Origin of the sequence: Thalassospira profundimaris (assembly GCF_003326755.1) — a bacterium.
GTDB lineage: Bacteria > Pseudomonadota > Alphaproteobacteria > Rhodospirillales > Thalassospiraceae > Thalassospira > Thalassospira profundimaris_B.
Genome location: NZ_JPWH01000001.1, coordinates 370,730 through 385,250, shown reverse-complemented (window position 1 = coordinate 385,250; position 14,521 = coordinate 370,730). Strand labels below are relative to the sequence as shown.

Genomic DNA, 14,521 nt, shown 5'->3' with positions numbered 1-14,521 from the left:
ATTTTGGCGGGAAGGAAACCCACATGTCATCGCAAGATGCGGTTTTGCTGAAAATTGAAAATGATATTGCCACACTGACCCTGAACCGCCCTGACAGGATGAATGCCCTGGATGGCACAATGGTGAGCGGCCTGCTGACAGCCCTTGATCAAATCGAAGCCGAAATGAAAAATATCGGCGCCGTGATTGTCGCGGGGAGCGGCGGCACCTTTATGGCCGGCGGCGATGTGAAATTTTTTCACCAGCTTGGGGCCATGCCCGCAAACGAAGCCCAGCCGCAAATCCGGGCCATGATCGACAGGGTGCACGAAGTCATCGCCCGTCTGGTTCGTCTGCCCTGCCCGGTTATTGCCAGTGCCAACGGTGCGGTTGCCGGTTTTGGCGTCAGCCTTCTGAATGCCTGCGACATGGCAATTGCGACCCGTGAAACGGTTTTTACCCTGGCCTATTGCCATATTGGCACCTCCCCCGATGGCGGAGCCACCCATTCGCTGGTGCGCCTGGTTGGCATGAAAAAGGCCAAGGAAATTGCCCTGCTGGGCGACAGGTTTGACAGCGCCGAGGCCCTGCGCCTTGGATTGATCAACCAGATTGTGGAAACCGCTGATCTTGAAAAATCAACCTGCGAACTGGCGATGCGCATTGCATCCGGCCCGCGCGCAGCACTTGCAAAAACCAAGGCGCTTTTAAACAGTGCGCCGGAAAGGGATTTGCACGGCCAACTCCTTGCCGAAGCCGAAGCCTTTGCCGAATGCGCCATAAGCCCGGATTTTCGGGAAGGCGTTCGCGCCTTTGTTGAAAAGCGCAAACCGGTTTTTAACAGCAAATAAGCAGGTCGTCGTTAGCAAAAGACGTCAAACCAGAGCAGTCATAGGGAATAAAACATGGCCAACCTGAACGGCAAAACCCTTTTCATTACGGGCGCATCACGCGGCATTGGCAAGGAAATTGCCCTGCGCGCCGCCTGCGACGGGGCCAATATCGCCATCATCGCCAAAACCGATACGCCGCATCCCAAACTGCCCGGCACCATCTATACCGCCGCTGAAGAAATCGAACAGGCCGGTGGCAAGGCGCTCGCCCTTAAGACCGACATTCGCGACGAAGACCAGATTGCCGATGCCGTCGCCCAAACCGTGGCAAAGTTCGGCGGGATCGATATTCTCGTTAACAATGCAAGTGCGATCAACCTGACGCCGACCTTGCAAACACCGATGAAACGATATGATTTGATGGCCCAGGTCAATACCCGCGCCACCTTTGCCTGTGCGCAGGCCTGCCTGCCGCATCTGTTGAAATCGGATAACCCGCATATCCTGACCATGTCACCGCCGCCCAATATGAGTCCGCAATGGTTTGCCAACCATCCGGCCTATACCATGTCAAAATACGGCATGAGCCTTGCCACCTTTGGCCTGGCTGCGGAATTTGCCGATGAAGGGGTGGGGGTAAATTCACTATGGCCCGTCACGGTGATTGAAACTGCCGCGCTTAATATGATCCCCGGCCTTGAAGCGGGCCGCGCCCGCAAACCGGAAATTCTGGCCGATGCCGCCCATGCCATCCTGACCAGCCCGGCAAAACAGGTAAGCGGGGGCTTCTTTACCGATGAATGCGTGCTCGAAGCCATCGGCATTACCGATTTGGAATCCTACAACCTGTCGCCGGGCAAAGAGCCTTATCCGGATTTCTTTTACGAGCCCGATAAAAACGGTGCCAATGACCCGCATGTCGCCAAATTGCTCGGGGTCATTGCGCACTATCACAACCACGCGTCTTCTAACGCATAGAACAGTTTTTTTCCTGGCATTGGCGATGATCGTCAATGCCACCTACCGGGGCCAAACCATCGTGGGATGGCCTCATTCGCCCGCGACCTCGACCCGCCCAACCTATCGGGCGGGTTCTTTTTACCCGGGTCCTGCAAAATGCAAGTCCGTCAAACATCGCCTTTCGCAACAAAAAAGCCGCCAGGCCTGTAAGCCGGACGGCATCTTTTGCAAACAAATCATCGCGTGTTAAGCGATCAAACAGTCACGACGCGTGCCTGGCAAGGATTTGACGCGGCATAACGCGTTCATGACGCGCCGGAGTCGGCAGCATCATTTGCGCCTGCAAGGCCATATTCAGATCCTGGCAGCTCTGGTTACGGTCCAGAAAACGCTCACACCAGTTTTTGCCCTGATTGGCCGACAGAAATGCACAACGCAGCATGGCAAACTTGTTTGCGCTATGGGTTTCTTCTTCGCCTGTCACATGAGCCAGCCAGGTTGCAATGGCAGAATGGGCGGCTTCATCCAGCATGTCCTGCAGGTTGCCCTTGGCAACAGCACCAACCATGTCGTCACGCAAAGCGGCGCGCAATTCGCAAACCAGGCGGTCTTCGGCAATTTCGCTTTTCACCCCGAACGAACGGGTCCAGGCGCGGGCAGTTTCGCTCAGTAACCGGGACATTGCTGCCGGTTCGCTTGACAGACCAGACTTTGAATTTTCCACGTTACTCATCTCAACCATGATGCAATCCCTATTCGGGTGAATATGAAGGTTAACAAACCGTTTCTTGATATCGTTAATCTTCACAATGACCGGAATATAGTCTGAATCTTTGCCGAAACTTAGACGTTTTTGTGGCACGGGCCATGCAGTACCTACATGGGGCCATACCATTTACGCACTTATTTTTCGCTGGCTAAACAGATGTTTTTTCAGGGTCTTCCACGCCAATCAAATGTTGTCCGGCCATGATCTGGTCTAATGGCTTTACCGGCCATGACAGGATCTTGAGCTTCTCTTCCTTGGTTAGCGACTCCACACCCAGGCGCGCGAGTTTTTCGTAAATGATGCCCACCTCAATCTGGGTACGGCGGTCCGGCTTACGCGCAGGCAAAAGGGCGCTATGCAGTGCATTGGCATAGGGGTCTTCGATCAATTGCAACAAACCATCGCGGACATCTTCGCCGGTATGCCGGGCGGTGATGCGATAAAGCGCTGCCAGTTCTTCCGGTGTTGCGGTTTCTTCGGGGGTTAAAAACAGTTTCAGTTTCCGGGTTTTCTGCCCCAGGCGCAGCAGGCTGGACCAATGCGTTAACCACGGCGAAAGCACCAGGCCCGCCAAAATCGGCGTCAGCCACCAGAAAAATGCCTGATCCACATAAAGCGCAATCGCGCCCCAGGCCAAACCCGCCAGAATAATGCCGATATGGGTTTTCACCGCCGCCATAAACGGCACACCGGTATCATCGCGTTCCTGGGCATCCCAACCCACCTGGTTGCCGGTCAGGACCGAGAGCACAAAGCGCGAATGCAGGGTCATCATGATCGGGGCTTGCAGGGCGGAATAGATCATTTCTAAAAGACCGCTGAGCAACACGGCAGCCCCGCCATATTTGCGCCGGTCCCGACCAAGAAACACCATGAAGACCGAAATCACCTTGGGCAAAACCAGCATGCCGATGGTGAAAACCAGCAACACCACCATTTCCATCGACCGGTCCACCGGCCATTGCGGGAACATGGTGAACTGGCCGGGGAAGAAGCTGTAGGTCAGGCGCGAATTTTGCAGCGTCGCAATGGTCGAGCTTAACAGCAGCAAAAACCACAGCGGCGATGACAGGAAGCTCATTACGCCCATAAAGAAGTGCAGACGCGACAGCGGCAAAAAGCCCGGTGCAAAAATCAGGCGGGCATGCTGCATGTTACCCTGGCACCAGCGCCGGTCACGCACGGCAAAGTCAATCAGGTTGGGCGGCAATTCTTCCCAACTGCCTTCAAGCTGCGGAATCAGCCACACCCGCCAGCCCGCCTTGCGCATAAAGGCGGCCTCGACAAAGTCGTGGCTTAAAATATGTCCGCCCATCGGCGGCTTGCCCGACAAAACCGGCAACCCACAACAATCAATAAAGGCCTGCACCCGGATAATGGCGTTATGGCCCCAATAGTTGGAACTGCCCATGCACCAAAATGCCAACCCGGCCGACATGGTCGGGCCATGCACGCGCGAAATGAACTGCAGGATACGGGCAAACAGGGTGGAACGGCCGGTTGGCTGCGGCGGGCTTTGGATAATCCCGGAATCCGGATTGTTTTCCATCAGATAGGCCATATTCACCATCGCCTCACCCGACATCACACTGTCGGCATCAAACACGATCATATGATCATAGTTCGAGGCATAGGTTTCGCAGAATTCCTTGAGGTTGCCGGATTTACGTTCGGTATTTTCCGGGCGGCGGCGGAAAAAGATTTTGCCGCGCGCATTCAACTCCGAACAGGTGCGCGCCCATGCCATTTCCTCGGCAATCCAGATATCGGGATCGCGGGTGTCCGACAGCACGAAAAAATCAAAGGCATCAAGTTCGCCCGTTGCTGCCAGGCTTTCATAACTGGCGCGCAAACCGGCAAAAACGCGATCCGGGCTTTCATTATAAACCGGGATCACGATAACGTTTTTTGATTTCAGTTTGCCTTTGCGTTCAATCGGCTTCATGCGGCGCAATGTGATGGCATCAATGCCAAAGGCGCGTAGAAAAATACCGACAACACCGGTGTAAAACGACAGGGCAATCCAGGCAAAATTGATGGTGAAAAAGGTAATCACCACCATTTCCATGCCGGTTAACTGGTCTGCGCCCAATACATCGGTCATCAGCCAGGCAGCATAAATGGTTGTCACCAGCGATGCGCCAAACAAAAACAGGCGCCGCACCGTCGAGGAAGGCCCCGCCAGCTTTACAGCCGGGTCAAGTTCTTCGGGGGAGCGGGGCATAGCCGGGCTGTCGGTCATCAATTTTGTTCCTGGGCAGAAAGGCAGTTTGAGAAATAAACGGGCGACCCGCACCACCGGGGCGTTCTTGCAATCAGAACGCCCACGGCATGGTCCAGGTTTCGCTAATCACGCGGTCTTTATAATGCAAAAAGGCACGCAGATTGGAGGTCGGTGCTTCGCCGGTGCCCGCCAGATCAAACAGGACGCGCACACCGCCATTTTCGGCGTCCTTGACAACATGCACGTTGCTGACATTGGCATTGGATGCACTGACATCAGCCTGCAAATTGGCAAGATCATCCAGATAATAATCCAGATCACCCCCGCGGAAATTCAGGATAAAGCGGTGAACGCCGCCATTATCCTCGTCACCACCCGGTACCGGCGCAATACGGGTATCAAGGGCGCGCGCCATGCCATGCAGTTCGCGGCCATCGCTCATGGCGGTCAGATCATAGGAAATTTCCAACTGATCACCGGCCTTGAGTTTGGCGTCGGGCACCCAGAAGGCAACGATATTTTCGTTGGTTTCATCGGGCGAGGGAATTTCGACCAGTTCCACATGGCCCTTGCCCCAGTCACCTTTCGGCGTGATCCAGTAACCGGGACGTTTTTCAAAATGCGCGCTGGCATCCTGATAATGGTCAAAATTACGATCCCGCTGCATCAGGCCAAAACCGCGCGGATTTTGATCCAGGAAAGAACTGATCTGCAGGTTTTTCGGGTTATCCAGCGGACGCCACAGCCATTCCCCCTGCCCGTTATGGATCAGAAGGCCATCGCTGTTATGCACTTCATCGCGATAATCATCGAAATGGCGACGTTTCTGTTCACCAAACAGGAACATGCTGCTTAACGGTGCAATGCCCAGCTTTTGAATCTGGTCACGGAAAAACAGGGTTGCCTTGATCGAGGCCACCGAGCGTTCGCCCGGCACAATATCAAACTGATAGGCCCCGGTGACACGCGCACTGTCAAGCAGGGCATAGACCGTGACTTTGCCCCACGGATCGGTCGGCTGTTCGACCCAGAATTCGCGGAAAACCGGAAATTCCTCGCCCGAGGGAGCGGCCAGATCAATCGCCAGCGCCCGGGCCAACTGCCCGCGCACCTGATTACGCCCCATCACACGGAAGTAGCTTGCCCCCAGAAACGAGGCCAGCTCTTCGTTGCTTGTCACCGAATCAAGCGGGTATTTCAACTTTAAACCGGCATATCCCTGTGCGCCGACATTATTGTCCGAAAGCCCGGTATCGGCGAAATCAAACAGGCTGGCGGAATAGGGCACAGGCTGCACCTTGCCATCACGCACAATATTGATCCCCACCGGCACGTCATACATGTAACCGGGATGATAAAGCTCCATCGAAAAACCGGTTGCAGGGTCTTTCAGGAAAGCCTGATCGGACTTGAATTTGATTTTGGCATATTTCGCCGCATCCAGATCGGCCAGGGCAGCGGGCAATTCACGATGCGGGTTTTCAAACGGCTTTTTTGCCAATTCGCGGGCACGATCAATCACCAGTTGCGGGCTAAAGGGCGGGGTCTGCGTGGCCTGTTCCGCCTGCTGTCCCTGGCCTGCCGGTGCCTTGTTGCCAGCCTGCGCCTGATCATTGCCGGGGGCCGGCGGCGTTGCACCCTGATCGGCCTCGCCGTTGCCGGTCGGCGCATTTTGCGCAGCCTGATCACCATCTGCACCACTATTTTCAGCGGGAGCCTGTGCCTTTTCCGACGCAGGCGCAGCGGATCCGGATGACGCATCAGGCGCCGCTTTATCCCCATCGGCAGAAGCTGGCTTATCGCCCTGCCCGGCCGGTGCGCTTTGTTTGTCCGCGTCAGCCGATGCCGGTGCGTCCTGCCCGGAAGCCGGGGCGTCGGCTGCATTTGCGGCAGTTTGCTTGTTCGTTGCATGTGCCTTGGTGGCCGCCGCCATTGCGGGCTGACCGGCAAGACACAGGGTGGTCAGCACACAGGCCGATGCCATTCCCAACCGGAACAGAGGAAATCGTTTGTGCGGGACACATTGCGAGTCAACCTGCTGGCAAATTTGCATTTTTTTCACGCCGAAACCTTTGTTGATATGCCTTGCGGGCTTTTGCACGATGAACGGGGCAGCAATGTGACAGTATTGAACCAACAGGGTTTTACCCCCAATTGCCTCCAAATGACCATACGGATTTAGGCCCTGTTTAAGGTCTTGAAAAGCCGGTTTTTCGCGTGTTCAACGCAACAGGGATGTGAATGTTTCCATCACACCGTTCAAAGATATGGAAAAGCTGGATTTTTTGACATTTTGCGGCGCAAAATATCTTTGACGCCCTGCAAAGCTCCCCTCTGTTTCTGCTATCTTTTTCCGGTAAAAACCACAGATTGCCATTTGAAAACAAAAGAAAATTCGCCAGATTCCTTCCCGTAAACCGCTTTGGACCAAATCAGGGCCAAAAGACCCGTCACAACCCACCCGCCATGTTGCAGGACAGCAACATCCCGTGATTGAATGACGGATTCGGATTGTCCGTTATCTTGCATCCGCCAATTTGGTGCCAACGCAAGGATTTCAGACATCACGATTCATGGCATGACCAGAACGCATAATAACGAACGTGCCCGCCTCTTTTGATGCAGCGGGTCTTGATCATTCGCGTTCGACCCATTCCAGAAAAAGCGCCTCGGCCTCCCTGGTAAAATCCTCGACGTTGGCGCGTTTGGGAACCTCGTCCACCCGATCAAGTTCATCCTGTATCAACTGCTCAATCTCGGGCAACCGGATCGTGCTTCCTGCCTCGCGGGTTTCTGCCTTGCGCGCGATCAGTTCATCAACCTGGCTTACCAGCACCGGGTCGAGTTTTGCCGCCTGCATTAAGGGCTGTATGCTCATTGGCGGACGTTGTGACGGGTCAAGGCGCAATGCGCGCACCGACAGTGCCGGACGCAACGCATAGAAATATCGCTTCACGGCGATCTGCCCGTCCGGATCCAGCCAGCGATTGACCATCCCCTTGCCAAGACTGGCATAATGGCGGGCATAACCATGCGGATCAAAATGACGACTGGCAAGATCCGCCAGTTGGGTCACTGCCGGGTCATCCGCAATATAGCGGATCGGGCTTTCAAGCCATTCCGACAAGACCGCATTATGCTTGAGCAACAGGCCAAGCGCCTTGCGAATATCCCAGCCGTTCAGGTCAATCAGATCAACAATCGGCCGTTCGATCACATCGCGAACGGGCTTAAGCGCCAGATAATCCCGGCGCGGGCGGATATAAAGAAAACGCACATCATAATCGCTGTCGGGCGAGGGAAATCCCCAGGCGCGCGACCCGGATTCAACCGCCATCAACAGGCGCACGCCATCCTCGCGCGCCACACGGGCCAGACGCTCTTCGATGTCGGCACGTATTTCCGGCGCAATCGTAAAAAGATCTTTTTGTATCATCCCTTGCCCATGTCGTCGGTTTGGCTTCCGTCAGATCAACCAGAAATCGAACGTCCTATTCGCAGACAGTGCGATTCTGTTGAAACACATGTCAATCTTTTGGCGAATAAGTATTAAGAATTCAATTACTGGAGGAAGTTCCGACAAAACCGGGCAAAGTTGCGTCAAAAGGCGCAACACGAATGCACAATACATCCTAAATAGAGGCTGGCGCAAAACCTTCAAACATACCGTGATAGGATTTGGCAGGTGGTGTGCCATAAGTGCTGTGTTTGCTGGTCGTCAATTGCAGGGCGGCCAAACCTTCGACCATTTTAATCGCGGCCTGCACCCCGTCAATCACCGGCACGCCCAAGTCAGCACTCAGGTGTTCTGCAACATCCGTCATCCCGGCACAGCCCAGCACAATCGCCTCCGCCCCGTCATCGCGCAGGCTTTTTTGCGCCGCGCCATACAGGGCATTATAGGCACGGGTGGCATTTTCCCCTTCAAAATCCAGGGTGCGGACCCCGGCGGCGCGCACCACACAATCGCGATCCGCGCCATATTTGCGCACCAGATGTTCCAGCGGACGCACGGACACAAACATGGGGGTGACAATGGCATATCGGCCAGCCAGAGCCTGGGCAAAGCGAATGGCACCTTCACACAACCCCATCACCGGCGCCTGGGTCAGGCAACGGGCGGCATCCACGCCGGTATCGTCAAAACAGGCCACGACATAGCCATCAATCCCGGTCGGGTCGAGCTTGCGGATGACAGAGAGCAAACCAACACTGGCAAAGGCCTCGTCGTAATAGCCTTCGATGCTGTCGGGGCCAAAATCGGGATTAAGGGCCACCACCTGATTATGGGGATAAACGGTACGCTGGGCCTGAGTGCGGATTTTATCGGTAAAACCGGCCGACATATTCGGGTTGATCACCGCGATTTTTGACATTTTCTATCGCCCCCTGATCACGCCTTGCGACGGCGTAACAACACCACCGCGCCAAAGGCCAGGCCGATGACAACAAAGGAAAAAACCGTTGTTAACGTACCCAGCGCATAAAGCACCGGTGTGGTGACATTGGTGGTCATGCCGTAAATTTCCAAAGGCAGGGTGTTTAAGGATCCTGCCGTCATCAAGGTGCGGGCAAATTCATCGTAAGACAGGGTAAAGGAAAACATCGCAACGCCAATCAGGCTGGGGGCGACCATTGGCAGCACCACATGGCGCACCGTTTGCCAGTTGGATGCCCCCAAATCCCGGGCCGCTTCCTCAAACGAGGGATCAAAGCGGTTAAACACCGCAAACATGATCAACAGACCAAACGGGAAGGTCCAGGTCAGATGCGCGCCCAGGGCGGAGCTATACCAGTGGGGCTGTATTTCAAAGATATTGAACAACAGGCCAATGCCCAGCGAGATCAGGATGGAGGGCACAATCAAACTGGCAATCGCCAGGTAAAACACCACCGTATCACCGCGAAAGCGCCGCCGGAAAGCCATGCCCGCCATGAAGGACACGACAACCGTCACCACCATGACAATCAGCCCCAGCTTGAGCGAGCGCATGAATGACCCGCCAAAATCCCCCACCGCCTGTTGCTGAAACAGGTTTACAAACCAGTGAAAGGAAAACCCGTTCATCGGGAAAGTCAGCCCGCCATTTGGCCCCTGAAAGGACAGAATGAAAATGGTCAGCATCGGCCCGTATAAAAACAGCACAAACAGGGCAAAAAAAGCGGCAAGGAAATAAAAGGCCACCGGACGTTTTTCACGGGTTATCGCCATGTCAAAGCTCCTTGCGAATATCAACGAGGCGCAACAGGGCGGTGACGATCAGCAATACCGTGATCAGCAGCACAACCGCACTGGCCGCCGCCGCCGGATATTGCAACAGCCCGATTTCATTGGAAATCTGCAACCCGACGGAGGCACTTTGCCCGCCGCTCATCAACCGCACCGTAATGAAATCGCCCATCACCACCGTGATGACAAAAATGGAACCAATGGCGATACCGGGTTTGGACAGTGGCAAAATCACATGCCGCAATGTCGCCCAGGCACTGGCACCGTTATCACGCGCGGCCTCAATCAATGAACGGTCAATGCGCATCATCGAATTGAAAATCGGCACCACCATAAACAGGGTGTATAAATGCACATCGGCCAGAACCACGGCAAAGTCGGAAAACAGCAAAAATTCAAGCGGTTCGTGAATGATCCCGGTCCCCATCAGCGCCTGATTAAGCAAACCATTACGCCCCAGAAACGGAATCCACGAAATCATGCGGATGATGTTCGACGTCCAGAACGGGATGGTGCAGACCATAAACAGAATAATCTGCCAGGTCAGACTGCGAACATGAAAGGCCAGAAAATAGGCCACGGTAAAACCGATACCGAGCGTAAATACCCAGGTCAGCGCGGCATATTTAAAGGTGTTCAGATAAATTTGCCAGGTCACAGAGGAGCCCAGCAGGTAACTGTAATTTTCCAGAATAAAATCGGGCAGGATGCGATATTCGTCATAATCCCAGAAACTGACCACCACAATTGTCAGCAGCGGTATCACCAGAAAAATGGCAAATACCAGCGCCATAGGCGTGATCAGAAAATAGGAACCGCGTTTGGAATTGGATGCTGACATACCGTTCCGCCACATTCAGAAATTTTCCAAAGGAGTACCGGGCCACACATGGGCGGCCCGGCACATTATCCCCGCATCAGGCGGCGATAAATTCGTTCCACTTGCGAACCATGTGTTTGTTTTCATCCATTACAGAGTTCCAGCAGGCAACATGGCCCATGCGCTCTTCATAAGAACCGCCATCGCGCACGGCACCAGCCTTTTCCATCACCTTGCCTTCGGGGCTAAGAATGTCGCTCTGGGCGGGTTTGCCTTCCATCCAGTAGCCCCATTCATCGGCGGTCATGAATTTTTTGGCCGTTTCCGGTGCGGCACTGTAATAGCCCTGGCGGTTCAGATACGCCCCGACCCAGCCCGACAGATACCAGTTGATATATTCATAGGCCGCCTCAAGCTCGAGGCCGGAAAGATGCTTGGCCAGACCAATACCGCCACCCCAGGCGCGATACCCTTCCTTGAGCGGCTGGTATTTGCATTCGATCCCCTTGGAGCGCACAGCCGCCACGGCCGGCGACCACATCGACTGAATCACGACCTCGCCCGACGACATCAGATTGACCGATTCATCAAAGCTCTTCCAGAAGGCGCGGAACTGGCCATCCCTTTTCGCCTTGATCATCAGCGCGATGGTCTGGTCAATTTCGTCCTTGGTCATGTTGCCCTTGTCGCCATAGGTGATTTCACCCATCGCCTCGGACACCATTGCCGCATCCATGATGCCAATTGCCGGGATATTCAGGATCGATGCCTTGCCCTTGAAATCGGGGCTGAGCAAATCCGCCCAGCTATTGACAGGACGATTGATCAAATCAGGGCGAATACCCAGGGTATCGGCATTGTAAATGGTCGGGATCAGCGTCATCCACTGGGTCGGCGCACTGGCAAAATCGGTGCTGTCCGGGCCTTCGACAAAACCAACCGTGTTTGGTGCCGTGCCCTGGGCAATTTTGGAGTCCGGCGTTAGCTTGCCGGTAATGAATAACGGCGAGATTTTATCGTAATTCTTGATCTTGGTGGTATCCATCGGCTGCAGGGTGCCCGCCGGGAAAACCTTTTTACAAATCCAGTATTCGATATCGGCAATATCAAACGAATTGGGCTGGGTCACGGCGCGCTGGGCCACGGCATCGGAATCAAGGGCCGTCATTTGCAGGGTAAAGCCGAGATCTTCCTTTACCTTTTCGGCCACGGCATTGATGTTGGACACCCCGGTGCCAAACTGGCGCAACGTCACATTTTTAATATTCTGCGCCCAAATGGTCGGAAAACCGGTAATCGCGCCAGACCCGATGGCAACACCGGCTGTCGCGGCTGCGCCCTTAAGAAAACCGCGGCGGGTAACATCCTTGCCCGGCAGAATCGACGTCAATTTGGTCTTGTCGGTCGTCATGTGAAGCTCCTGATAAAACGCTGTTTTTGATTTCAGGCCAGAACATGCGCGTGTTCCGGTTCCCAATAGGCGATAAACTTCTCCTGCCTGTGCACAGGTGCGCGCCGAAATTCGCTTTCGGTCTTCATAAGGGTGATGTCCTTGCCGTCCATCGTGGTGGCAACAATCCGCACCCAAAGTCCCAAATATTCAACAGTGGTGATTTCAACCGGGATCTGGCATTGCTCCGCCCCGGCAGGGATTTCGGATGCCAGACCGATCAGATCGGTCCGAATGGTAAATTCAAGGTCTTCGCCGGTTCTGGCATCACCATGCACCGGCAACACAAACTGGTCCGGCCCGCGTTCGATAATGGTGGCGGTAGCATCGGCCCGAAGAACCCGCCCTTTAAAAATGTTTTGTCCGCCCATGAAATTGGCAATAAAGCGCGATTTGGGCCGGTTAAAAATCTCTTCCGGGCTGCCTTTTTGGCGGATAACGCCATCTTCCATCACCACCACCATGTCCGACAGGGCCAGGGCCTCGTCCTGGGCGTGGGTGACATGGACAAAGGTAATGCCCAAATCCTGCTGCAAGCGACGCAGTTCATCGCGCATCCGGGCGCGCAAAAACGGATCCAGGGCGGAAAGCGGTTCATCAAGCAGCAAAACTTCGGGCTGGGTAATCAACGCACGGGCCAGCGCAATACGCTGCTGCTGCCCACCCGAAAGCTGGTCGGGTTTACGGTCGGCGAATTTTTCCATATGCACGCGGGCAAGCATTTCGGTGGCACGTTCGGCCCGCTCGGCTGGTGCAACACCCTGCATACGCAGGCCAAAGGCCACATTTTCCGCACAGGTCATATGGGGGAACAGCGCGTAATTCTGAAACATCATGGCCGTGCCGCGCTTTACCGGTGGCAATTCCGTTACATTACGCTGCCCGATCAACAGATCCCCTTCGCTGATCACCTCGTGACCGGCAATCATGCGAAGGGTTGTTGTCTTGCCGCAGCCCGATGGACCGATCAGACAGCAATAGGCGCCAGCCGGTATTTTGAGATCGATCGATTTGACTGCGATTGTACTGCCGTAATATTTACTGACAGCGATCAGCTCAATGGCCCCGTTACCCGTCATCCGCCCACCCGATACTGCATGCAAATTGTCAACAATCTGTGTTTTGGATTGTTAGCAAATGCTATGCCACATCAGAAAGAACGCACAAAAGCAGGCTTTCCGGGTCCTCACCTTGATCAGGGCGCACCATAAGTGCCATTTTTATGCACATTTAGTGTGCATTATTTAACCAATTACGGCATTCCGCGTATATTTTAGGCTTTATAGAACAAGGCGAAACTGTTTCGTCGGTTTTTTGTTGTCTAAATCGTCAACAATTTTGTAAAACATTCATATGACACTTTCTCCCCATCCTCAGGAAAGACGCGCCACTATGGCCCACCCCGCCGAGCCCCAACGCTTTACCGGCAGCGGCAAATTACGGCCGGAAGAACAGATTTATCAGGAAATGCTGGGCGCCATCCTGGACCGGCGCCTGGAACCCGGCATGAAGCTGGTGGAAGAAGACCTTACCAAAACCTTTGGCGTCAGCCGGGCACGCATCCGCGCGGCCTTCCTGCAACTGGCCCATGACAAGCTGATCAATCTGGTGCCCAATCGCGGGGCCTTTGTGGCCGAACCCACCATTGACGAAGCGATCGAGGTTTTTTCCGCCCGCCGCATGATCGAAGATGGCGTGGTGCGCAAGGTCACTGCGCACATGACCGCAAATCGTGCTGAACAGATCCGCGCCCATCTGGCCGCAGAGCACAAAGCCCACCATGAGGGCGACCATCGCGCCGCGATTATTCTATCAGGCGAATTTCACCTGTTGCTGGCCCGCCTTGCCAACAATCTGGTGATCGAGGAATTTTTGGAACGGCTGATTTTGCGAAGCTCGCTGATCATTGCGATGTATGAAAGCCCGCAACCCGCCGATTGCTCGCATGATGACCATGACGAACTGTTGCGCGCCCTAACCGGCGGCAACCCCGACGAAGCTGCATCCTGCATGGCCCGCCACCTTGATAACATCCGCGACCGATTGCAGCTTCATCGCGAAAAACCCGGCAAAACCGATTTCGCCAGCATCTTTGGCCGCCAGCCCAGCAGCAAGGCGAGCTAACAGGCAAGCGCCACCCCACAGCAACCTGCCTTTATGACCTTCGCCGACATAGAAAGGGACGAGGTGCCAAACACCCCGTCCCATTTTACTCTCCCGCCAGAACAGCGAGCGGGAATGTACCCAAAAAGGCAA

At 54.7% G+C, this 14,521-nt stretch carries 12 protein-coding genes; 3 read left to right on the top strand and 9 right to left on the bottom strand.

The genetic code is table 11. The features are described from left to right. Positions 1 to 23: 23 nt before the first annotated feature. The gene (locus TH25_RS01765; protein WP_114086695.1) at positions 24 to 830 is read left to right on the top strand and encodes an enoyl-CoA hydratase/isomerase family protein; all 807 of its coding nucleotides are present in this window, start codon (positions 24 to 26) and stop codon (positions 828 to 830) included. 54 nt (positions 831 to 884) lie between these two features. Next, complete coding sequence (locus tag TH25_RS01760) at positions 885 to 1,790, top strand: SDR family oxidoreductase (protein WP_114086694.1); 906 nt, start codon at positions 885 to 887, stop codon at positions 1,788 to 1,790. A 244-nt stretch (positions 1,791 to 2,034) separates the two neighbouring features. Here TH25_RS01760 and TH25_RS01750 read toward each other — a convergent pair whose 3' ends face one another. From TH25_RS01750 to TH25_RS01705, 9 genes are all read right to left on the bottom strand, one after another. Beyond that, positions 2,035 to 2,514: a hypothetical protein gene (locus TH25_RS01750; protein ID WP_114086692.1), complete on the bottom strand. Its 480-nt coding sequence runs from the start codon at positions 2,512 to 2,514 to the stop codon at positions 2,035 to 2,037. A 175-nt stretch (positions 2,515 to 2,689) separates the two neighbouring features. Beyond that, positions 2,690 to 4,783, bottom strand: coding sequence for a glucans biosynthesis glucosyltransferase MdoH (mdoH, locus tag TH25_RS01745; protein WP_114086691.1), 2,094 nt, complete (start codon positions 4,781 to 4,783; stop codon positions 2,690 to 2,692). A 73-nt stretch (positions 4,784 to 4,856) separates the two neighbouring features. Then, positions 4,857 to 6,749: an OpgD/OpgG family glucan biosynthesis protein gene (locus TH25_RS01740; RefSeq protein WP_258548984.1), complete on the bottom strand. Its 1,893-nt coding sequence runs from the start codon at positions 6,747 to 6,749 to the stop codon at positions 4,857 to 4,859. A 651-nt stretch (positions 6,750 to 7,400) separates the two neighbouring features. Further along, positions 7,401 to 8,201, bottom strand: coding sequence for a nucleotidyltransferase domain-containing protein (locus tag TH25_RS01730; RefSeq protein ID WP_114086689.1), 801 nt, complete (start codon positions 8,199 to 8,201; stop codon positions 7,401 to 7,403). A gap of 196 nt (positions 8,202 to 8,397) precedes the next feature. Next, positions 8,398 to 9,141, bottom strand: a complete 744-nt coding sequence (locus TH25_RS01725) for an aspartate/glutamate racemase family protein (RefSeq protein ID WP_114086688.1) — start codon at positions 9,139 to 9,141, stop codon at positions 8,398 to 8,400. 17 nt (positions 9,142 to 9,158) lie between these two features. Then, on the bottom strand, positions 9,159 to 9,977 hold the full coding sequence (locus TH25_RS01720; RefSeq protein WP_220151325.1) for an ABC transporter permease: 819 nt from the start codon (positions 9,975 to 9,977) through the stop codon (positions 9,159 to 9,161). A 1-nt stretch (position 9,978) separates the two neighbouring features. Beyond that, entirely contained in the window at positions 9,979 to 10,836 is an 858-nt protein-coding gene (locus TH25_RS01715; protein WP_114086687.1) for an ABC transporter permease, read from the bottom strand. 76 nt (positions 10,837 to 10,912) lie between these two features. Continuing rightward, entirely contained in the window at positions 10,913 to 12,226 is a 1,314-nt protein-coding gene (locus TH25_RS01710) for an ABC transporter substrate-binding protein (RefSeq protein WP_114086686.1), read from the bottom strand. Between the two features lie 32 nt (positions 12,227 to 12,258). Beyond that, on the bottom strand, positions 12,259 to 13,344 hold the full coding sequence (locus TH25_RS01705) for an ABC transporter ATP-binding protein (RefSeq protein WP_114086685.1): 1,086 nt from the start codon (positions 13,342 to 13,344) through the stop codon (positions 12,259 to 12,261). A gap of 313 nt (positions 13,345 to 13,657) precedes the next feature. On the opposite strand from TH25_RS01705, the gene TH25_RS01700 reads away from it, so the two are divergent. Then, the gene (locus TH25_RS01700; protein ID WP_114086684.1) at positions 13,658 to 14,389 is read left to right on the top strand and encodes a GntR family transcriptional regulator; all 732 of its coding nucleotides are present in this window, start codon (positions 13,658 to 13,660) and stop codon (positions 14,387 to 14,389) included. The last annotated feature ends 132 nt before the right edge of the window (positions 14,390 to 14,521 follow it).